The following is a 21,080-nucleotide window of genomic DNA, read 5'->3' on the forward strand; positions in this document are numbered from 1 at the left end:
GCCGGCTGGAAATACCTGACGGACTGAAGCGAACGTCAAAACACCACACTCAGCAGCCATCCGGCAACACCACCACCGATCACGACCAACCATGGCGCTAGCTTCCAGAACATCAGAGCGACCAGGCACGCCAGCGCCAAGCCGAAGTCCTGTGGTTGGTGGATCGCGCTCGTCCATACCGGCTGATAAAGCGCCGCGAGCAGCAAGCCCACCACCGCTGCATTGATACCAAGCAACGCTGCCTGGGTGTGTACGCTGCGTCGTAACTGCTCCCAAAACGGCAAAGCGCCAACGATCAGCAAAAAAGACGGCAGGAAAATGGCCAGCAAGCAAATGAACCCACCGATCCAGCCAGAGGGTGCGGTGCTCATCGAGGCACCAAGGAATGCAGCAAACGCTAACAGCGGCCCTGGGACAGCCTGCGTTGCCCCATAGCCAGCCAGAAAGGTTTCATTGCTGACCCAGCCTGAAGGCACGACTTCTGCTTGCAACAACGGTAAGACCACATGCCCGCCACCGAACACCAGGGACCCGGAGCGATAGAATGCATCCACCATGGCGAGCGTCTGACTGGGGAGCAACTGACTCAAGATCGGTAAACCAACCAGCAACGCGAAAAACAATGACAACCAGAATAAACCTGCCCGGTAACCGACCTTGATCGGCAATGGATCATGTTCGGCGGCTTGTGCCGGCTTGAACAGGAATAAGCCGGCAACAGCGGCTACGGCAATTGCACCGATCTGCCCCCATGCAGACGGCACCAGCAACGCCACACACGTCGAAATCGCCATGATGGTAATCCGCAACGCATCCGGGCATAGATTGCGAGCCATTCCCCATACCGCTTGAGCAACTACCGCGACAGCCACGACTTTCAGGCCATGCAGCACACCAGGCGCGATGATTTCACCGTAGTTGGAAATACCTAAAGCAAACAGAATGAGAAGGATCGCCGAGGGCAATGTGAATCCCGCCCACGCAGCCAGCGCCCCACGGTAACCCGAACGTGAAAGCCCAAGTGCCATGCCAATCTGGCTACTCGCGGGTCCCGGCAGGAATTGGCAAAGAGCAACCAAGTCGGCGTAACTGCGCTCAGTTAGCCATTGTCGGCGAGTGACAAACTCGTCGCGAAAATACCCAAAATGTGCAATTGGACCGCCGAAAGATGTCAGTCCTAGACGCAAAAAGATAAGAAATACAGAGAGCGGTCCACGATCATCCGTGCTGTTTATTCTCATGCGCATGCGTTCCGCATATAGAGGTCAAATCCTCACATCTGTTTACAGGAGATTGATGAACATCACATTGTTAAAACAATCAGCTTCCCCCGCCCAATCAAATTCGGGCAGAGCAAACAGGCTGAAATATATTTTGTCGTCGCAGAGGTGGAGGCCTGGTTGGAGAGGCAAATTTTCGAACGAGATGAGGAAGCGCTAGATCCGGGTGAGCACTGCCAATTTGATTTACAACGAGAGTTGCCGTAGTAATGTAAAGGCCTGCTTCATTTGGTCCTCACTGACGACGAACGCCCGTAGCTGCCCTGCCATGTCCAGCCCTTTGGCTACCAGCCCCTGTGGCTCAAGGCTGATCTGCCATTGCAAGTCCTTCCGGTTGGTTTCTCCGGCCAGGTGCATCGGCATTTCCGGGGTCTTGATCTTCACCAGCATCGCCGGAAACTTCACTTGCTCATCGCCACCCAGCACATTACGCGCCAGGGTCATGGCGCTTAACTGAATGGGTTGCAAAAACGGCAGCAGCTTGCCCTGGATTTGCGCGCAATCGCCAACGGCAAATATGTGTGGGTCAGAGGTGCACATGCGTTCATCAACTTCAATGCCACGATCAACCCGTAGGCCAGCCTGCGCCGCTAACGTCGTATCAGGTTTCAATCCGATTGAGGCAATGATCACATCGGTGGAGATTTGCCGACCATTGGACAAAGTCGCCAACAGGCTATCGTCTTTCTTTTCAATGGATTCCAAAGCCTGATTGAACACCATTTCCACACCCATCTGGCATAACCGATGCTGCAAGCGGCTACTCACCTCAACAGGCAGCAACGATGCCAGCAGGCTGTAGGACTTATCCATCAGTACCACCTGCTTTCCGGCACGATTGACATCCATTGCCAGTTCACTGCCAATCAAGCCGGCTCCGAGGATCAGTACGCGCTGTGCAGCTCGCAGTGCATGTTGTGCCTGACGGTATTCCTGCTGACTGTTCAAAGTCACCATCCACTCCCGTCCGGGAATCGGCGGAACGATGGCTTGCGCACCCGTGGCAAGAATCAGTTTGTCGTAGCTGAATGCCTCACTGCCGGCGCTGATACGCTTGTTTTCGCGATCAATTGCAGTCAGTTGGCAACCAGAATTCAGGGTTAACCGATACATCTCGGCAAACTCCGCCGCAGACTGACGAGTCATGTCGTCAGCTGTCTGATTGAGACTGATGACGTGACTCAGGTCGGGCTTGTTGTACTCATCGCAACTGTCTGCAGCGATCAACCGAATGGGCACCGCTGCATCGAGCCTGCGCAAGTTCTTGACCACCTGACGAGCCGCGAAGCCGGAGCCCACAATGACGATTTCCTTGTTCATTTCGCCTCCGAAGCAAGCTCATCGAATACCGATTTACCCAGTGAACATTCAGGGCACAGGAAGTATTCAGGCACATCACACCAGGCCGTACCGGCCTGTACATCCTGCATCGGCTCCCCGATCGCCGGGTCGTAAATCCATTGGCAGACACTGCACTGCATGCGCGGGCCGTTGTCCGCGATTGGTTCTGCCTGGGCAGTTGCGGTGGCTGCAGGTCGTGCGACTTGTGCGTCCGTCAATGAATGCAGCGCCCATTGCCGAGCGATTTCGCGACCATGAGCTCGGCAAACCTCAAGCGAGTCACCGTCTGGCCGCCACTTGGCTTTGAGCGCCAATGTGGTTTCAAAACCAGCGTCCATCAAGCGCGTCTGGATACGGTCTACCGCCCCGCCATTCCAGCCGTAACTGCCAAACGCCGAAGCCTTTTTGTTCCGAAAACGCAGCCCGGTTATTTCCTCCAGCAGGGCGGCGACTTTCGGCATCATGACGTTGTTCATGGTGGACGAGCCCACCAGAACACCTTTTGAGCGAAACACGTTGGTCAGAATCTCATTCTTGTCGTGGCGCGCGACGTTGAAAATCTTCACCGCCACACCCGGATCGACTTCGTGAATGCCTTGTGCGATGGCATCGGCCATCATGCGGGTGTTGTTCGACATGGTGTCGTAAAACAGTGTGATGCGGTCCTCCTGATAGTCCGCCGCCCATTCCAGATAGCGGTGCACAATCTGCGTCGGATTATCACGCCACACCACGCCATGAGCGGTGGCAATCATATCGACCGGCAGATTGAAACCGAGGATCTCGGTAATCTTCGGAATGACCAGACGACTGAATGGCGTGAGGATGTTGGCGTAGTAGCGTTGGCACTGATCGAACAGTTCGTTTTGATCCACTTCATCATTAAACAGGTGTTCGTCGCAGTAATGTTGGCCAAAGGCGTCGTTACTGAACAGCACGGCATCGCCGGTCATGTACGTCATCATGCTGTCTGGCCAATGCAGCATCGGGGTTTCCACGAAAACCAACTGTTTGCCATTGCCGACATCCAGGGTGTCGCCGGTATATACAACGTGGAAATTCCACTCTGGATGATGGTGATGACCGTTGATCGAGTCCACGCCATTGGCGGTGCAATAGATCGGCGTATTCGGGATCAGCGACATCAACTCTGTCAGCGCCCCTGCATGGTCCTCTTCGGCATGATTGATGACGATATAGTCCAGCGTGTTCAGGTCGATTTCCATCGCCAAGTTCTGTATGAACTCCCGGCTGAACCTGTGATCAACCGTATCAATGAGTACGGTCTTTTCTTCACGGATCAGGTAGCTGTTGTAACTGCTACCTTTGTGGCATTTGTATTCTGTGCCATGAAAGTCCCGCACTTCCCAATCGCGCTGACCGACCCAATGAATGTTGTTCTTGACGTGAATTGACATGACCTACCTCGGTATAGAAATGATGTTCTACACCAAAGATGGCAATGTTTATGCCAGATCATAAGCTGTTGATAACAAAGGATAAATAAAAAAACGATTGTCAATATGACATTGCCCGACTATTGTCTTTATGACTAATTCATTGTCAAAGTGACAAAATATGAGTCTCTCCGTTGAATCCCTGGCACGCATCGCTATTCAGTTGCAAAGCGGCATTTCCCATCAGGACCGCTTTCAACGTCTAATCAATACCTTGCGCCAATTGCTGGGTTGCGACGCTTCTGCCTTGTTGCGTTATGAACAGCGACAGTTCCGTCCGCTGGCGATTGACGGCCTGGCACCGGATGTTCTGGGGCGTCGCTTCAGCCTTGATGCACATCCGCGACTGGAAGCCATTGCCCGCGCCGGTGACGTGGTGCGCTTTCCGGCAGATAGTCATTTGCCTGATCCCTATGACGGACTGATACCGAACCGGCAGGACCTCAAAGTACATGCCTGTATCGGATTACCGTTGTTCGCGGACCAGACACTGATTGGTGCGCTGACGATCGATGGCATGGACCCGGCACAGTTTGATCACTTCAGCGACGAAGAGCTGCGACTGGTGGGAGCCCTCGCTTCTGCTGCCTTGACCAATGCATTGCTGGTGGAGCAACTGGAAAGTCAGACCATTACTCCTCTCTCCATCAGTAATATCCCGGCGGGCAAACCCGGCACCGAAATGGTCGGGCTCAGCGAAGTCATGCGACAGTTGAAAAGAGAGATCGAAATGGTGGCAGGTTCCGACCTGAACGTCTTGATCACTGGAGAAACCGGAGTCGGCAAGGAACTGGTCGCCAAGGCCATACATGAAGGCTCATCACGCGCCGGTCAGTCTGTAGTCTATCTGAACTGCGCTGCGCTGCCGGAATCAGTGGCTGAGAGTGAGTTGTTCGGCCATGTCAAAGGGGCTTTTACCGGCGCTATCCATCATCGCACCGGCAAGTTCGAAATGGCTGATAACGGCACACTGTTTCTCGACGAAATCGGTGAACTGTCACTGAGTCTGCAAGCGAAACTGTTGCGGGTACTGCAATACGGCGACCTGCAACGGGTCGGTGACGATAACGTCTTGCGGGTCAACGTACGGGTGCTTGCCGCGACCAATCGTGATCTGAAGCAGGAGGTGTTAGACAATCGGTTCCGTGCAGACCTGTTCCACCGTTTAAGCGTATTCCCGGTTCATGTACCACCACTGCGTGAGCGAGGGCAGGACATCACATTGCTAGCGGGTTTTTTCTGCGAGAAGAGCAGGGAACGCATGGGATTGAAACGGGTGGCTCTGGCTGCCAACTGTCTGTCGTTGCTCAAGCAGTATACGTGGCCAGGAAACGTTCGCGAACTGGAGCATGCTGTTTATCGAGCGACAATCATTGCTCGTGCGACCCAGCAAAGTGACGAGCTGCTGCTTGAAGCACAGCATTTCAATCAAGTACCCGAGCAGATGGATACGCCGCCTGTTGCTCTGGATGTTCCTTCCCTCGGCGTTGACCAGGGTCTGCGGGATGCGACGGATGACTTCCAGCGTCAGCTGATTGACAACACGCTGAATAATTGCGCAAGGAAATGGTCTGCCTGTGCTCGAATGCTGGATATGGACGTAGCCAACCTGCACCGACTGGCGAAGCGGCTTGGTTTGAAATAACACTCACGACCGATCAGGGCTCAATTCAGCCAGAACCAAGCATTGATCGACTGACCGATTGTAGGTCACTCAAGGTCGCTATCGACACCGGCGTTGCGAAGCTGCATTACCCGACGCAGCGCCCGCTCTAAGCTGACGTCAATCATGCTGACCCACATGTCGGTCTCGCCGCCAAGCCGGCCTGTCCCGGGATCATCGAATCTCGGGGGTCAGGCAGGCTCCCAAAGCTTGGGAAGACGGTTTTTGAATCCGCAGGGGTAGAGAAGAAAACCCGCTGGCAGGGAAAAACGCGTTCACTGGTTCCTTATCCGGCGCCAGTATAATCCGGCTGGTGCGTCCAAGCAGTTCTTCCATCACTATCCGTAGCTCCAGTCTGGCAAGCGGTGCACCGGGGCAGACATGAATGCCGGCACCATAGAGCAGGTTCAGCTCGGGATCGCGATCGAGGCGCAATTCATCGGAATCTCCAAAGACCGCTTCGTCCCGATTGGCGGACGCCCAGTTGAGGGCGATACGCGAACCCTTCGCCAGCGTGCGCCCGCCCAGCGAGACCTGTTTCGTAGTTACCCGACGGTTCATGATCAGTGGTGCATGAATACGCAGTATTTCATCAATGGCGGCAGGTAACAGCGCGGGTTGTTCGCGCAATTTCTGCTGCCACCCGGAGTTGATGGCCAGATAATGCGCGAGAATGCCGACTGAGGCGGAAATGGTTCCGAGTTCGCCGACCGTCCAGTTACGTAAAATGCTGACGATCTCGTCGTCTGTCAGGGGCCTTCCCAAGGACTGATCGCGTAGCAAGATGGTCGTGATGTCGTTCGGCGCAGCAGCGCCGGCTGTACGGCGCACGTCCAGCAGATCCTTGATGTAACCGTCAAACTCGAGGGCCACGGCACTCAGGGCGGCGTCGTCTCTGGACAGGGTGGCCGAGTGATTCTTCAGCGTCCACAGGCGCAGCGGTTCATGAAGATCCGCCGGCCAGCCCAGCCAGGCACACTGGATCTGCAACGCAAAGATCTGAGCAAATTCGCCTATCAGTTCTGAAGGGCCTTCATCCGGTAACGCCCGCACCAGACGAACCGCTATGTCACGGCACGCCGGGGCAAAGGCATCCATATGTTCCGGGCTGAAATAAGGTTCTATGAGGTTCCGGTACACCGTATGCACGGGCGGATCCATTCCATTGGGGACCGAGGGGAAACGCGAGACAGCATTACTGAAGGTTTCATGATCCTGAAGTACGCGCAGCACATCCTCATGCCTGAATAATGACGTATAGCCATATTGACTGTATGCGACCGGGCAACGGTGGCGCATGTCGTCGTAGGCTGTCGTCTGATCCTTTAATACGGCTTCAGACCTGGGATCCCAATCAGGTAGCGATTTCTTGTCCATCGTTTACTCCATAAACCCGTCCCGCTGAATCCGGAAACATGGTAGCCAGGTTTGTCGACCTACCCGTACTAGGTCGGGATATGTCGGAAAAGCCCGCTAGACCGAAACAGTGCACGACGTCCACTATGTCGGCATCACACGGGTGAAGTCTGTACGGGAGTGTAGGGAAAACCGGGCCACTAGCTGACCAGGGAGACGTGATGAGTAAGCTTCAGCAGTGGTTAAACTCGCAGGACAGCACTGCACTGTGGGTGGTGTTCTGGCTCTACGGCGTAGTACTCAGCAATTTACTGTTTGGCCTGATCCTGGTCGCCTTCAACAAAGTTGCCCCCTCCCTGTTTGGTCTGATGCTGCTGGGTTTTGTGGCCTACATCGCTTGCATGCTCAATGCTGTATGGCGCAATGCGAATAATGTCTGTGACCCCATCTACGGTCAGATCGCTCGTTTCCTCACGGTGGCCTGGTCGATCAACGCGGTATTGGTTTCGGGGTTTCTCTTCCTGGGCCATCTGAATGCCATTGCCTTCCCCCTGCCGCTCCCTTTTTAACCCCAAATAACCAGGGCCCTCAATGTGGGACTTGAACGTTAAAGCCCTGACTATTTACCTTCTCGATCTGGTCAAGCCTCAGTAAACCCCTCAGCTATAGTCGAAAACAGCGGCAGGCGCGCAATGTCAGCCTGGGCGATTTCAATCTCAAGAATGGCATCCCGGGCGTGATCGGCCTTTACCCAAGTCATTGCGGAGTCACCGATTATCGCGCTAATTGATTGCCTGCATAGTTGATCAATATCAAGTCAAGGATGAAAAACGTCTTTTCGAGAAGCGATTTTTAATTTAACCACCGCGGACATATTGCCGAGCGTACACAAGGCTTTGCTGACGTCCAACATATCATTCTCGCCATACTTTAAATTCAATATATTCTAGTGACTTACGCAACACCAATTTAAAGGAGCGATTATCAAGATAAATCACCAGCACTCAACTCCGGTAGTTGCGAATACGACACACTTAGCGCACAACAATTAATTATCCACTGGCGACAATTAACCACACGCATTCCAATATATCCTGATAAAATTGAACGATTGCTCAAGATGGCAAATCTAATAAAGGTGTAAAGAGCGTTTTTACACCAGTCGGCTCCCCACCGACAATCATCAACACCTGAAGAAATGAGTTTGTATTGCCGACAAACTCACCCTAATAATATTCAATACGATGCCTGTTGAATAAACCGGAAGCGGGTCGTTTCGAATCTGCTTCTTTGTCTGAGGAGACACTGATGAAAAGTATTCTTGTTCCACTGCTGGCCCTGGGTGCCGCGCTGACTTTGCAATCAGCTCAAGCCATTGATGGCGAGGCGCTCTTCAAGAGCAAAACCTGCGTTGCCTGCCATATGGTCGACGCCAAAATGGTCGGTCCAGGCTACAAGGAAGTGGCGGCCAAATACGCCGGCCAGGCCGACGCATCGGCAACCCTGGTCAAGAGCATCAAAGAAGGTAGTACGGGCAAATGGGGGCCGATAGCAATGCCGGCCAACCAGGTGACCGACGAAGAAGCGAAGACCCTGGCCGACTGGATCCTGACGCTGAAGTAAGATTGCCCCAGTAAAAAAACCACACACCGCAGAAGCGAGCCCGCTCTCTTCTGCGAAACGGGCCGCTCGGCTACATCGTCGGGGTTTGCTGTAATAGCGCCAGATCGATTTCATCAAAACGCAACACCCTGCCCCCCTGCTCGCTGGCCAGTTTGCGTGCGGTGGCCTCCTCGGAAAATGACGCCAGAACGACACCCATGGAACCTTTAAGCGAGGTGCCGACGACATAGTAGGCTTTGGTTGCATCAATCAGATAATGGTCGTCGGGTTTCTCCCAGGCACTTTTCCCCATGTCGTGCACATACAATTTCGCCTCAGTGTGGTGATTCTCCGGTTGAAGCCACCATCCGAGCATTTCCGCAGTGGAGCAGAATTTCTTGACCGTACCTTTTTCCACGACCTGACCTTTGGGGCCCGGAAAGTCGGCGATGACCATCCCGCAGACATGACACTCGTCACTCTGATGGAAGGCCACGGGCCCAAGGGTTTGCTTTTCCTCTGCGCGATCGTTGCACGCCGCCAATCCCAAACAGGTAATGATGATGACCAGGACACGGGCCCCAGCCAGGTACAGAGTGTTCATATCAATTGTCCCGAGCGTAAAAAATCAAGTAAGCCGCCGGCGAAACATCCAATAAGCCAACAGCAGCGAAACGCCTACCCAGAGCAGCAGACAGAGCCATAGCAACGAAGTCGGCACGGGTAAATCGCTGCTCAATGCCATAAGGCCGACGGCATTGCCGCTGCCCTCGAAACCGGAGAGGTTGATCAAGCGGTAGACATCGGTCGGGTTGAGCAGCAGCAACCACGGCAATAGATCCGGGTTGAACGTGCCTTTGCTGAGCACCAGCAACGCCAGCAGCGCCAGATCGAATACCAGCACGAAGAGAAACCACACGCCCAAGGCCATTCCGGCTGCGCTGGATTTTTCGCTGGCCTTGCTGCTCAGCACGTAAGCCAGCGCCAGAAACACCCAGCCCAGTAGCGTGGAAGACACCATGAAGCGGCCAAACGCCCAGAGCAGCATTCCCAAATCAACATCATCGACCAGCAAGGCAATGGCCACGGCGGCACAGCCAAATCCGATCAGCGTGGCCAGCGCCAGGATCAGACCGTGACCGACAAACTTGCCCAACAGGATTTGTCCACGCCCCAAGGGGTAGGTCAGCAACAGCATCAGCGTTCCGCCCTCGTCCTCGCCGACGATCGCGTCATAGGCCAACAGCAAGGCAATCAGCGGCATCAGGAACGTCGCCAGGCTGGCGAGGCTGGCGATGGTGGCCGGAATGGAAGTGAAGCCCACTTGCCCGGACGCCGCCGCGCCGAGCCAGGCGATACCCACCGCCAGAATGGCGAACAACAAACTGATTGCTAGCAGCCAGCGATTGCGCAGCCCGTCGCTGAACTCCTTACCGGCGATACTCCAGATCTGCATCATGGCTGGGTGCCTTCTGTGCCGGTGGTCGCACGACTCATGTAGTAGCCGTAGAGGTCTTCGAGGGACGGTTGCAGTATCTCGATGTCCTGCGGTTGATCCTCGTGGAACAACTGGCGCAGCAGATCAACTTTGTGGCCATTGACAGCCATCACCTCGACCCCGTTGCCGCCCATGGCCGTAGCGATGTGCCCGGCGGCATTCCAGCGCTGCAACCATTGCTCGCGTCGGCAAAGACCACTGGCCCGGATCCGCACCGGCAAGTCGGCGTCTTCACGCAGTCTGGACAGACTTCCGATCGCCTGTAAGCAGCCATTGGCCAGGATGGCCGCACGGTTGATATGCGCTTCGACGCCTGCCAGCACATGGGAGCAAAGGATGATACTCGCGCCCTGTTGGCGCAGACGGTCGATCAACAGGTAAAGATCCTGGGTAGCAATCGGGTCCAGCCCCACCGTCGGTTCGTCCAACAGCAAAAGGCGCGGCTCGCCGAGCACCGCCTGAGCCAGGCCCAGACGCTGACGCATGCCCTTGGAATAGGTTTTCACCCGACGGTCTGCGGCCCCCGCAAGCCCGACCTGCTCGAGCAATTCGTCCACTTGCGTCAGGGCGGCTCCTTTGAGACGGGCGAAATACCGCAGGGTTTCGCGGCCACTGAGTTGCGGGTAGAACGTCACGTTTTCCGGCAGGTAACCAAGTTGGCGACGCACGTCGGCTTGTGCGGGTCGGCAGCCGAGTACATGCACCTGGCCGGCGCTGGCCTTGAGCAGGCCAAGGATCAATTTCATCACCGTGGTCTTGCCCGCACCGTTGTGGCCAAACAAGCCCAGCACCTCGCCTTCACCCAAACTCAGGGTCAGATCGTGCAGCACGGTCATGCTGCCGTAACGCTGGCTTACCCCTTCGATCTCGACGGCGTTCATAAGGTCGGCCGCTGTGTTTGGGGCATCGTCGGAAGGTTCATCAGCGGGAAACTGTCTTTGACCCCCGGCGATTTTGTCACGGGGAAACTGCTCTGAACCCAACGCAGTAATTGAATACTCGGGCTATTCATCAACAGACGGACCTGCGGGTACAGCCACAGCAGACGGTCGACGTTGTCGTTGGGTTCGTAGATCACGTCGCCCACCGCATCGTTATTGCGATCCCAACCCAGGTAATCGCTCCAATAATTGCCCTGTCCCTCGGCCGACCATTCCTGCAAGCGGGTGGCGACGTATTTGACTTGCTGCTGATTGTCGACGAAGGCGTTGCTGGCGATTCGGTTGTCTTCGGAGCCTGCAGTGAGGTGAATGCCCACGGCACTGCGCTCGAAGTGGTTGTGTTCGATGACATTGAACAGCGAGTTGTAGATAAACAGCGCCTTGCCCTCGGCACCGCTGACCATACCGCCATCGGCGGAGCCGCTGCGCACGTCGCTGACGAAGTTGTCGCGCAGCTCGGAATAGGTGATGTAGTTCATCAGGATGCCATAGCTCTCGTCCTGCTCGGAACGGTTGCCAATCACCGTCAGCTTGCGGCTCTGCATCAAGGCATAGCCGGTGCGTGTCCGGCGGGTGGTGTTGCCGAGCAACTGGTTGTCGTTGGCGTACATGTAGTGCACGCCATAGCGCAGGTCTTCCAAAGTATTGCCCTGCAGCAGGTTGCCGTTCGAGGTGTCGATGTAGATCCCGTCGCGGGTCTGTCGCACGTGATTACCGATCACCTTGGCGCCGTGCACGGCATACAGATGAATCCCATTGCCGCGATCCTGGGAGCGAATGCTCGGGTCGCCTTCGATATCGTTGTCAATCAGGCTGACGTCGTGGGTGCTGTCCACCCAGATGCCGAAGCCTGGTCCTTTCATGCGGTTGTTGCGTATCACCGCACCCCGGGCTTTGGGACCGATGAAAATCGCTGAGTTCATGGCCGTCATGTCGCGCCCCCAGTCAAGCAATGTGCAGCCCTCGATCCGAACGTCGGGAGCGCTGATGAACACAGCGTTGCCCTGCCCCTGCGCATTGATGACCGCACCTTTCTCGCAATCAATCTGCATCGGCTGATCGATAGTGAACTGCCCCGGGTACTCTCCGGCCGGCAACTTCCAGTGGTGATCACCATCGGGTTGCAGGGGCAGCTCGGTGATGGGCCGTGGCGACGCCTGGGCAAATGCCGATAGAAACACCAACACAAAAAGTGCCATGCCGTGTAATGAGTCATTTGTCAGGGGTTTGAACACTGCGTTTACCTTTTTGCGGCCCTGATGCGACCAGCCCTCAAGCCTTCTCGACCAGCATCCGGCCGACCATTTCCATGTGCAGCGCATGGCAGAACCAGCTGCAGTAATACCAGTGCAACCCCGGCTTGTCGGCGACGAAGGTGATCGAGGATGTCTGCTGTGGGCTGATCTCCATGCTCACACCGTGGTTGGTCATGACGAAGCCGTGACTCACGTCTTCCACCTTATCGATGTTGGTGATGGTCACGGTGACCTCATCACCCTGCTTGACGGTGAACTCAGTGACACCGTAGACCGGGGCCATCGAGGTCATGTAGACGCGCACTTTCTTGCCGTCGTGGATGACCTTGTTGTCGGTCTCCAGCTTGATCCCGTCTTTGGCGGCGATCGCCACGGTCTCGGCGAAAAACGGGTCGTCACGGTCCCAAATCTTTTTGGTCCGGATCTGGTCACGACGGGCCATGACGCAATCGTGGGGTTCGGCAAAGGCCGGGCCGTCGTGCACCAGTTTCATCTCGTCGCCGGAAATATCGATCAACTGGTCGTTCTCCGGGTGCAGCGGACCGGTCGACAGGAAGCGGTCCTTGGAAAACTTGCTGAGCACCACCAGCCACTGGCCGTCGGCTTCACTGGTTTCGGTCAGCGAGGCATGGTTGTGGCCCGGCTGATAGTGCACGTCGAGTTTCTGCTTGATGCAGTTGACCTTCTCGCCGCCGTAGGCGCGAACGGCTTCATCGATGTTCCACTTCACCACCTGGCTGTCGATGAACAGTGTGGTGTAGGCATGACCGCGCCCGTCGTAGGTGGTGTGAAGCGGCCCGAGCCCCAGTTCCGGCTCGCCGACCACCACGTCGCGCGGGTCCTTGAATTTGTCGTCGAACAGATCATCCAGTTTGGCGGTGGCTATGATCGTGCAGGTCGGTGAGAGTTTGCCAGCGGCAATGAAGTACTTGCCATCGGGCGTCATATTGATCCCGTGAGGGTTCTTCGGCACCGGGATATAGCGCGTGAACTCGCTGTCCTTGCCCTCAGTTCTACGACCATCGACCACCGGTGACTTGGCGTCACCCAGGGTGATGAACTTGCCGGCCTTGATAGCCGCTTCGATGCGCGGGATGTTAAACACCACCACCCAGTCGCGCTCGTTACGCATCATGCCGCCCAGGTCGTAGGCCTTCTCGGAGTTGTAGCAGGTCGACGCTGCGTACTTGCCAGTGTAGTCAGCGTCGGTGTTATCGAGGTTGCCCTCGACGATCACCTGAAAGGCCATCTCCATTTTTTCGGCATCAATGACGTTGAACATGGTGTAGCTGTTCTTGTCCTGCAGGTCGAAGGTGCTGCCGTCATTGGGGTGCGGAATGACAAACTCGGAATTGGCAAACACGTATTTGGTGTGCGGCATTTTCTGCAGGCGCAACCCATGAATGGTCTGCACGTTCGGCACGGTGAGCATCTTGTCGCACTTCATGATGTCCAGACGGATACGCGCAACGCGGCTGTTGGCCTTGTCATTGATGAACAGGTACTTGCCGTCGTACTTGCCGTCGGTCATGGACAAATGCGGGTGGTGGCAGTCGCCATTCTGGAAGTGGGCGCTGTCGCCCATGACCCGTTTGCTTTCGTTGGTCAGGCCCCAGCCGGTAGCGGAATCGACGTTGAACACCGGGATGCGCAACAACTCACGCATGGATGGAACGCCCATGATCCGCACTTCACCCTGATGGCCGCCGCTCCAGAAACCGTAGTACTGATCCAGCTCGCCCGGCCCTACATGAATTTTTGACTGCGCGTCCTTGGCCGCCGCGGCCCAGGACTCACGAGTGAATACCGCGCTACCCAACGCCGTGCCACCCGCCAGCGCGGCACCTGTCAGGGCTGAGACGCCAAGAAAACCGCGTCGGTTAAGGCCAGCGCCAATCACTGGTTCATGATCGTTTTTCGACTTTTTATCGCTCATGGGTTTTGCTCCATCGGGGGCAGATATGAGAAAGCTCGGTCAATCGATGCGTGTCCGGGTCAGGGCTCGAACACTTGCACCACCGGAATCAACTCGGCGTGCTCTGGCACGGGTGCGGGCTTGTCCCGCGTCTTACGCTTGTTCTTGAGCACCAGCGGCGGGCATTTGTTTTCGTTGTGGTAGGTCATCTGGCAATCGAGGCAGTAATGGCACTCGTTGCCGTTGATGTGACCATCCGGGTGGATCGCCTGGATCTCACATTCCTTGGCGCACAGCTGGCAGGGGGTGCCGCATTCTTTCCGGCGTTTGAGCCAGTCGAACAGACGCAGCTTGCTGGGGATAGCCAGCGCGGCACCCAACGGGCAGACGTAGCGGCAATAGACTTTGCGCGTGAAGATGTTGATGACCAGCAACGCCACCGCATAGGCCACGAACCACCACTGGCGATCGAACTTGAGGGTGATGGCGGTCTTGAAGGGTTCCACTTCGGCAAATTGCTCGGCGGTAGTCATCGACTCAAGCGAGATGCCGAACAGCACCAGCAGAATGATGTACTTCACGGCCCACAAGCGTTCATGCAATGCGAAGGGCAATTCAAATTGCGGAACCTTGAGTTTGCGCGAAGCTTCGTTGATCAACTCCTGCAAGGCGCCGAAGGGACACAACCAGCCACAGAACACTCCTCGCCCCCAGAGCAGAATACTGGCGGCGGTGAATGTCCAGAGGATGAAAACAATCGGGTCAGTGAGAAACAGTTCCCAGCGGAAGTTCTCAAACAGGGCATGGGCGAAGGTCAGGACATTGACCACCGAGATCTGCCCCAGGGCATACCAGCCGATGAACACCACGGTGAAAACCAAATAGACGCGACGCAGCCAGTGGAGAAAGCGCGGGTATTGGGTGAAGGTATCCTGCAGGAACAAAATCACCATCAACACAGCAAGGGCCGTGCAAAGGATCCCGATCTGAAACGCTTTCTGGTACCAGATATTGACCCACGTCGGTCTGTTGGCAACCTCGATGGCGGCCAGTTCTTCGGCGCTAGGCGGTGGACGCAAAAGGTATGGCTCGGGCAACTGGTAAGACAGCTCGAAGCTACTGAACACACCGCTCACCGCGCCGATCTGGCGACGCACCAGTAACTCCAGGGACCAGGGCGATCCTGGGTCGAACCGGGCCGGCTCGCGCACAATGAAAATCGACATTTCGGTGAATTCCGGCATGCCCTTGGCAAAGACATCGGAGAGCCGCTGATGGTCCATGTCGCGGAAGCTGATGATGTTGCCGAACTGGCGTAATTGCACCCGATCGAAGATCCCGCCGCGCACATACCCCGAGCCTTTATAGGAATACAGGCCACGCCCCAGCACCGCGATGGCCTGCTCGCCGGGCTTGAGATCTTGCATGAGGAAACGGTATTGATTGTCGCCCAGCAGCGCGCGGCCGATGGTCGGCGGGTTCAAGTCGGCGGTGTAGAGCTCGATAAAGGTCTCATCAACCTGATCGGCGCTGGCGTTGTCGACGCCTTCGGCTTCGGTGCCCTTGAAGGCAGCGTCGACCTGGCCACGGGTCAGGTTCAAGCGGCGGATGGCGCCGTTGCCCGTCAGTTGCTCCCAAGTGGCGGGTTCGTAAAAGTCCTGGCGCACGGTGGCGGGCTTCTGTGTTGCGCCACCCTTGTCCTCAATAAGCTTCAGCGATACGGCCACCTTGTGCGCAGCGCGCATGATGATCTCATTGACCACCATGACGGTGACCGTCGCTCCAGAGATCCCATCGACTGTCACCGCCTCTGGATCACTGGAGTGACCGACGACCACCCTTCGGTCGGCCTTGATCCCTTTGTATTTGGCATCAAAGGCATGAAGCTTTTCCACGGGAATGCCGATCAGCAGAATCGGCTCATGGTGTTCCAGCACGTAGGCATCCTGGATGACACCGTGGGTATCGAGGATGACCTGCATGTTAATCGGCTTGCCCGAGTAGGCTGGAATATCCACCACGTCCTGACTCTGGAACACATAACCAAGCACCTCTTTGCCGGTGCCGATGGTGCGAACCTTGAACTCGCCTGTCGGCTCGGAAAGCTTATCACTGCCAGGAAATATGGCGTCTACACGCTGCTGCTCGAGCCCGCCGTAGTCCTTCGCCTGTAATCCGGAAAACCCACCTAACACCAGGCACAACAAAATGATCAGCCCATATTTTAATGGACGCCGGACACCGGGCAGTGAGAACTTGGAAGCATGCATGCGTTCGCTGAGCGATCGACCTCTGACGAATGACCCGCCGAGTAACGATTATGCTCCATCGCCTCTTAATTAAGATTATGTAATCAACACTCCTCCTTACTCACGGACATTGCAAATCATATTCTATAAGCGGGTCAAAACAACTTTCAGCACCAATGGTTCAATATTTATTTAAGGAAGGAAGGCCATCCAGTAGACAAATAATCATCTTCAAATAGGTCGGTATATTTTTAGTCATTCCACATGCCTGATTTTCATCGAGTTTTCGTCTAAAACACAGACCTGAATAAATTATTTTCTTGACTATAAACTGGAATTTCCGAATCACCCCCCCCTTGCGAATACAATTTCAGGCGAAGGACCATCAATCGATGGTGAAGCGCTTGACCTTTCGCCTAAGCGTTTCTAGGAGACAGTAAACGAAGTCGATTACTCATTGTCATATTTAGCACTATTGGTATTTTGGACCCAGACTAATGTTCGAACTTCCAGTAATTTATACAATAGGCCATTCCACCAGAACCCTATCTGAGTTCATTGAACTACTTCAGGCCGAACATATTGAATGGCTCGCGGATATTCGTACCGCGCCCCTATCGCGAACTAACCCTCAATTCAATTTCAATACATTACCGCAAGCGCTTGCTGCGCAAAACATCGATTATATACAACTGGCCAAACTTGGCGGATTACGAAAAAAATCAAAAACTGTGGCGCCAGTTATTAATGGATTCTGGATCAACCAAAGTTTTCACAACTATGCTGATTATGCATTGTCTAATGAATTTGAATCGGGACTATCACAATTGTTAGCGCTCAGTCAGAACCAGCAGTGCGCGATCATGTGTGCGGAGGCCGTCTGGTGGCGTTGCCATCGTCGGATTGTTGCTGACTACCTTATCCACCGCGGCCGGATAGTCGTTCATTTGATGGGCCGGACCATAGCTAAATCAGCAACATTGAGTAAGGCTGCTACCCCTATGGGGCATTCTCTTGTCTACCCGGCGCAGACCTGTCGGATGAGGTGCTCCTGACATGGAGGTTAACGGCGCGCTCATGTCCCGGACAGTTTTCGAAATCTCACCGCACGGTCGACGCTGTCGACCATTTGGGAGGCAGCATGAATCGTCAGCGGGTGCTGGGTGAAACCCGGTCTTGGTGTGATGTAGCTAGCCATTTCGCGCGCGACAGCAATCTGTTGATCCGACCCTTGGGCGAGCAAAGCGATCACCAGATTTTCCAACGCAATCACACGGACACGAAGATGTACCAGTTCGGCATTCGACAATTCAGGAATATCACTAGCCCTTTGGGTAAGGAGGCCTTCTGCTAAATCTTCATTGTCCCATTTTGAAAGCGTCGTCTGGAGTCGTTGGGAAGCAACTGACGAGATGGTCTTTTCTTCAGGCATAAGAGAATTCCCTAAAAGGAGGTAGATGTCGGATCGCTTGAGACAACTTAAACGATGATAACCGGATGATCTATCAATGATGTTGAACGAGCCCCATGAAAGACAGGACACCGTTTCCCCCTTACGAGAAGGGGTAGGCAAACGGTTATGTTTATGACTAATAGCAACGATAAGAGTGGTGAGCTTTTGGGTCAGGAGCGGCGGCGCCGCTGGAGCTCAGAGCAAAAAATGGCAATGGTTCGCGAGAGCCTTGAGCCAGGACAAAGCGTTTCGGTGGTGGCTCGGCGTAACGGCATCAATGCCAACCAGCTGTTCCTGTGGCGCAAGCTTTACCAGGACGGCAGTTTGTCGGCGGTCAGTGCCGGTGAAGCTGTGGTGCCTGCCTCCGAGCTGAGCGATGCGCTCAAGCAGATCCGTGAACTGCAACGGATGCTGGGCAAGAAAACAATGGAAGCAGAGATCCTCAAAGAGGCCGTGGAGATCGCCCGGTCGCGAAAATGGATTGCGCACTCACCCTTGTTGCGGGGGGACAACCAGTGAAACTGGTCAGTAGATGTCTCGGTGTAGCACGCTCGCAATTAACGGTTCGAATCAAGCAATCGGTATCGCCCAAAGTACGGCGAAGCAGGCCTGTGGACGATGCTGATCTGGTGGTTGAAATCCAGTAACAGGTCAGCGAACTGCCCAGCTATGGCTACCGTCGGGTCTGGGGATTACTGCGTCGCGCCCGTGAAACCCAGTCGCTACCGGAGATCAATGTGAAGCAGGTTTACCGGGTCATGCGCGATCATAACTTGCTGCTTGAACGCCGAATCAAACATCCCGGCGTGCCACGTCGGCACGAAGGCCGTATTGCGGTGAAAACCAACGATACGCGTTGGTGCTCGGACGGCTTTGAGTTCCGCTGCGAGGACGGCGCGAAACTGAGCGTGACATCCGCGACTTGATGCTGGAAAGCGTAGAAAAGCGCTTTGGCGATCAACTGCCCATAACTCCTGTGCAATGGCTAAGCGATAACGGCTCGGCGTACACCGCCGAACAGACACGCCTGTTTGCTCGACAGATCGGTTTGCAGCCGGTGACCACTCCGGTACGCAGCCCCCAGAGCAACGGCATGGCCGAGAGCTTCGTGAAAACGATCAAGCGCGATTAAGTGGCGCATATGCCCAAACCGGATCGGGAAACAGCGTTGCGCAACCTGGCAATTGCCTTTGAACATTACAACGAGCAGCATCCGCACAGCGCTTTGAAATATCGCTCGCCAAGGGAGTTCAGGTGCTTGGCGGCGGCATCAATTTAACAGAGAGTTGGTGTCCGGTTTTGTAGGGGCAAGTCCAGCCATCAACCTAGCTGGTGAGAAGGGCTAAACCGAAAGGCAGGATATTGTATTCTCTTTGTGCAAGATGACTGCTCATAAAAACAATATAAATCATATGATTAAAAATTGAATGGCCTAATTTTCAGTTATTTCGACATGACCCCCGGTAGAGATCACCATACTTTTTGGTTGAGGTGATACGTCATCTATCGCTGGTCAGCTCGAATGCAAACAAGTGGTCAGTGGGAAAGCAAACGACAGCCTGCCCGACTGGCATCGGAACTGTGGCCTTTACCGGCATTGCAGCTTACAAATGTTAGTTGAGCACTGGAGGCGTCGGAATATCCCTAGCATTGGTACTGCGCCCCCATGTCAAAGTCACTCATCGAGTACCAATCGTCCAGCCATGCACGCACAAGCTATCAGTCGAGAAGTCATATTGACTATTTGCTTGTCATTATGACCTTTTTATAATCAGGTCATAATGACCATGCAATTTCCTAAGTAATTGAAATCAATCGATAAAATTATTGGCCCGTTTTGTGTATTGAATAACGAACTTAACGCAAATCCCAAAGGGACAATGTCATGACTCGTTCAATCGCGCTCGGTTTTACCCTGTGTACACTGCTGTCTCCGCTATGCCAGGCAGACCAGATAATCCGTGAAGTCCCCGACACAACCGCTGGCAAGGGTTTCGGCGCCTTGGCCGGAATGATGGTTGGCGCGGCAGGCGGCCCGATTGGTGCATTAGTCGGCGCAGCTGGGGGTTTTTTCGCAGGCAGTGCGGTGCAAGTAGGCATTGGCAAATCTGAAACCGCTTATGACGTGAAAAACGCCCAAGGTGAGATTAGTACGGTGCGCTCACCCAATGCGAGTTTTGAAGTCGGGCAGCAGGTCACGCGTAAAGGTGCGCGACTGGTGGCATCTGAGGAGTAAGAAGCTGAAACAGTTTCATGCAACTAATAGAACCGTTTTTTAGGCTCGCTTGCGGGCCTTTTTTAAATCCCTTTTTGAAATTTATTATTAACGAGTTCGATGATTGATCAGCTTTCTTATAGATCCCCACCACTCGATGTTCTTCCCCCCATGGCTTGCCCGGTCAACCCTGAGGTATGATCCTCTTTGTCGTCGATTAGCCCTTCTGCGCTACGCAAAAATCGACCACATACAAATACCGGAGCTTGATGAGTTTCGAAAATAACCGCGCACTAAACATCAAGGTATTTTGGATCAACCAAAGTTTCCATAACTATACCGATTATGCGTTGCCCGAAGAGTTTGAACATGGATTTTTACAGTTGTCGGTACCCAGTCAGGACCAGCGATGCGCGCTCATATATTCGGAAGCCGTTTTGTGGCGTTGCCATCGTAGAATTGTAGTTGACAACCTTCTCCATCGCGGCAGGAAGTTGTACATTTGATGGGCCGAGTCAAAATCAAAGCCGAACCCAGAACGTTGACCGGGCCGCGACTCCTTTGGGGGATTCGCTTGTCCCCATCGGCAACTGGCGGATGATAAGGTGTCCGGCAGGTACGTCGATGGCGGGCTCACAACTCGGACAGTTTCGAAATCGCACCACACGATCGACGCCATCGATCATTTTGGAGGCCGTATAAATCGTCAGGAGATGCAGAAGCCCGGTCTTGGATTTTCGGTCAAGCCGAAGTATGTCTAAAGCTGATGCTTGAACGTAACAACCAGCTGTTCAGCGAAGCACATAGCTTGAGCTGCGCCGCCCTTGATTTTCTCGATAGGCTCTATCTGGATT

General features: G+C 54.7%; 17 protein-coding genes and 1 pseudogene. 7 read left to right on the forward strand and 11 right to left on the reverse strand.

What is annotated here, in order from left to right; all coding sequences use genetic code 11:
- Nucleotides 1-35: 35 nt before the first annotated feature.
- The 3 genes from chrA to norV form a co-directional block, all read right to left on the reverse strand.
- Nucleotides 36-1,241, reverse strand: coding sequence for a chromate efflux transporter (gene chrA, locus FQ182_RS26260; protein WP_149415017.1), 1,206 nt, complete (start codon nt 1,239-1,241; stop codon nt 36-38).
- Nucleotides 1,242-1,466: 225 nt separating this feature from the next.
- Nucleotides 1,467-2,600 carry an NADH:flavorubredoxin reductase NorW gene (norW, locus tag FQ182_RS26265; protein ID WP_149415016.1) on the reverse strand — a complete coding sequence of 378 codons (1,134 nt, stop codon included), beginning with the start codon at nt 2,598-2,600 and terminating at the stop codon, nt 1,467-1,469.
- Complete coding sequence (gene norV, locus FQ182_RS26270) at nt 2,597-4,039, reverse strand: anaerobic nitric oxide reductase flavorubredoxin (RefSeq protein WP_149415015.1); 1,443 nt, start codon at nt 4,037-4,039, stop codon at nt 2,597-2,599. Before norV ends, norW begins: the two co-directional genes overlap by 4 nt.
- Nucleotides 4,040-4,199: 160 nt before the next feature.
- Here norV and norR point away from each other — a divergent pair, with 160 nt between their 5' ends.
- Complete coding sequence (gene norR / locus FQ182_RS26275; protein ID WP_149415014.1) at nt 4,200-5,723, forward strand: nitric oxide reductase transcriptional regulator NorR; 1,524 nt, start codon at nt 4,200-4,202, stop codon at nt 5,721-5,723.
- A gap of 192 nt (nt 5,724-5,915) precedes the next feature.
- Here the strand turns inward: norR and FQ182_RS26280 are convergent, their stop codons facing one another.
- A complete protein-coding gene (locus FQ182_RS26280) occupies nt 5,916-7,118 on the reverse strand; it encodes a cytochrome P450 (protein ID WP_149415013.1) in 1,203 nt (400 codons plus the stop codon).
- Nucleotides 7,119-7,318: 200 nt separating this feature from the next.
- Between FQ182_RS26280 and FQ182_RS26285 the strand changes: the two genes are divergently transcribed.
- Both FQ182_RS26285 and FQ182_RS26290 read left to right on the forward strand, forming a co-directional pair.
- Nucleotides 7,319-7,666 (forward strand): hypothetical protein, encoded by a 348-nt coding sequence (locus tag FQ182_RS26285; protein WP_149415012.1) that lies wholly within the window; start codon nt 7,319-7,321, stop codon nt 7,664-7,666.
- A gap of 739 nt (nt 7,667-8,405) precedes the next feature.
- Nucleotides 8,406-8,720, forward strand: a complete 315-nt coding sequence (locus tag FQ182_RS26290; RefSeq protein WP_149415011.1) for a c-type cytochrome — start codon at nt 8,406-8,408, stop codon at nt 8,718-8,720.
- A gap of 70 nt (nt 8,721-8,790) precedes the next feature.
- Here FQ182_RS26290 and FQ182_RS26295 read toward each other — a convergent pair whose 3' ends face one another.
- From FQ182_RS26295 to nosR, 6 genes are all read right to left on the reverse strand, one after another.
- A complete protein-coding gene (locus FQ182_RS26295) occupies nt 8,791-9,303 on the reverse strand; it encodes a nitrous oxide reductase accessory protein NosL (protein WP_149415010.1) in 513 nt (170 codons plus the stop codon).
- Between the two features lie 24 nt (nt 9,304-9,327).
- Nucleotides 9,328-10,158 (reverse strand): ABC transporter permease, encoded by an 831-nt coding sequence (locus FQ182_RS26300; RefSeq protein ID WP_133102845.1) that lies wholly within the window; start codon nt 10,156-10,158, stop codon nt 9,328-9,330.
- A complete protein-coding gene (locus tag FQ182_RS26305; RefSeq protein WP_149415009.1) occupies nt 10,155-11,078 on the reverse strand; it encodes an ABC transporter ATP-binding protein in 924 nt (307 codons plus the stop codon). The genes FQ182_RS26300 and FQ182_RS26305 overlap by 4 nt, the downstream gene beginning before the upstream one ends.
- On the reverse strand, nt 11,075-12,337 hold the full coding sequence (locus FQ182_RS26310; RefSeq protein ID WP_149415008.1) for a nitrous oxide reductase family maturation protein NosD: 1,263 nt from the start codon (nt 12,335-12,337) through the stop codon (nt 11,075-11,077). Before FQ182_RS26310 ends, FQ182_RS26305 begins: the two co-directional genes overlap by 4 nt.
- Before the next feature lie 73 nt (nt 12,338-12,410).
- Nucleotides 12,411-14,330 carry a TAT-dependent nitrous-oxide reductase gene (nosZ, locus tag FQ182_RS26315; RefSeq protein ID WP_149415007.1) on the reverse strand — a complete coding sequence of 640 codons (1,920 nt, stop codon included), beginning with the start codon at nt 14,328-14,330 and terminating at the stop codon, nt 12,411-12,413.
- A gap of 59 nt (nt 14,331-14,389) precedes the next feature.
- Nucleotides 14,390-16,579, reverse strand: a complete 2,190-nt coding sequence (gene nosR, locus FQ182_RS26320; RefSeq protein ID WP_149415006.1) for a transcriptional regulator NosR — start codon at nt 16,577-16,579, stop codon at nt 14,390-14,392.
- A 476-nt stretch (nt 16,580-17,055) separates the two neighbouring features.
- Between nosR and FQ182_RS26325 the strand changes: the two genes are divergently transcribed.
- Complete coding sequence (locus tag FQ182_RS26325; protein ID WP_149415005.1) at nt 17,056-17,613, forward strand: DUF488 family protein; 558 nt, start codon at nt 17,056-17,058, stop codon at nt 17,611-17,613.
- Nucleotides 17,614-17,633: 20 nt separating this feature from the next.
- On the opposite strand, the gene FQ182_RS26330 is transcribed toward FQ182_RS26325, so the two are convergent.
- Nucleotides 17,634-17,990, reverse strand: coding sequence for a hypothetical protein (locus FQ182_RS26330; RefSeq protein WP_149415004.1), 357 nt, complete (start codon nt 17,988-17,990; stop codon nt 17,634-17,636).
- A gap of 153 nt (nt 17,991-18,143) precedes the next feature.
- Between FQ182_RS26330 and FQ182_RS30560 the strand changes: the two are divergent.
- From FQ182_RS30560 to FQ182_RS31065, 3 genes and pseudogenes are all read left to right on the forward strand, one after another.
- A pseudogene (locus FQ182_RS30560) lies at nt 18,144-19,290 on the forward strand (transposase).
- A 606-nt stretch (nt 19,291-19,896) separates the two neighbouring features.
- Nucleotides 19,897-20,247 carry a hypothetical protein gene (locus FQ182_RS26340; protein WP_149415193.1) on the forward strand — a complete coding sequence of 117 codons (351 nt, stop codon included), beginning with the start codon at nt 19,897-19,899 and terminating at the stop codon, nt 20,245-20,247.
- A 248-nt stretch (nt 20,248-20,495) separates the two neighbouring features.
- Complete coding sequence (locus FQ182_RS31065; RefSeq protein WP_149415194.1) at nt 20,496-20,732, forward strand: DUF488 domain-containing protein; 237 nt, start codon at nt 20,496-20,498, stop codon at nt 20,730-20,732.
- The last annotated feature ends 348 nt before the right edge of the window (nt 20,733-21,080 follow it).

The organism is Pseudomonas sp. ANT_H4 (assembly GCF_008369295.1).
Classification (GTDB): Bacteria; Pseudomonadota; Gammaproteobacteria; order Pseudomonadales; family Pseudomonadaceae; genus Aquipseudomonas.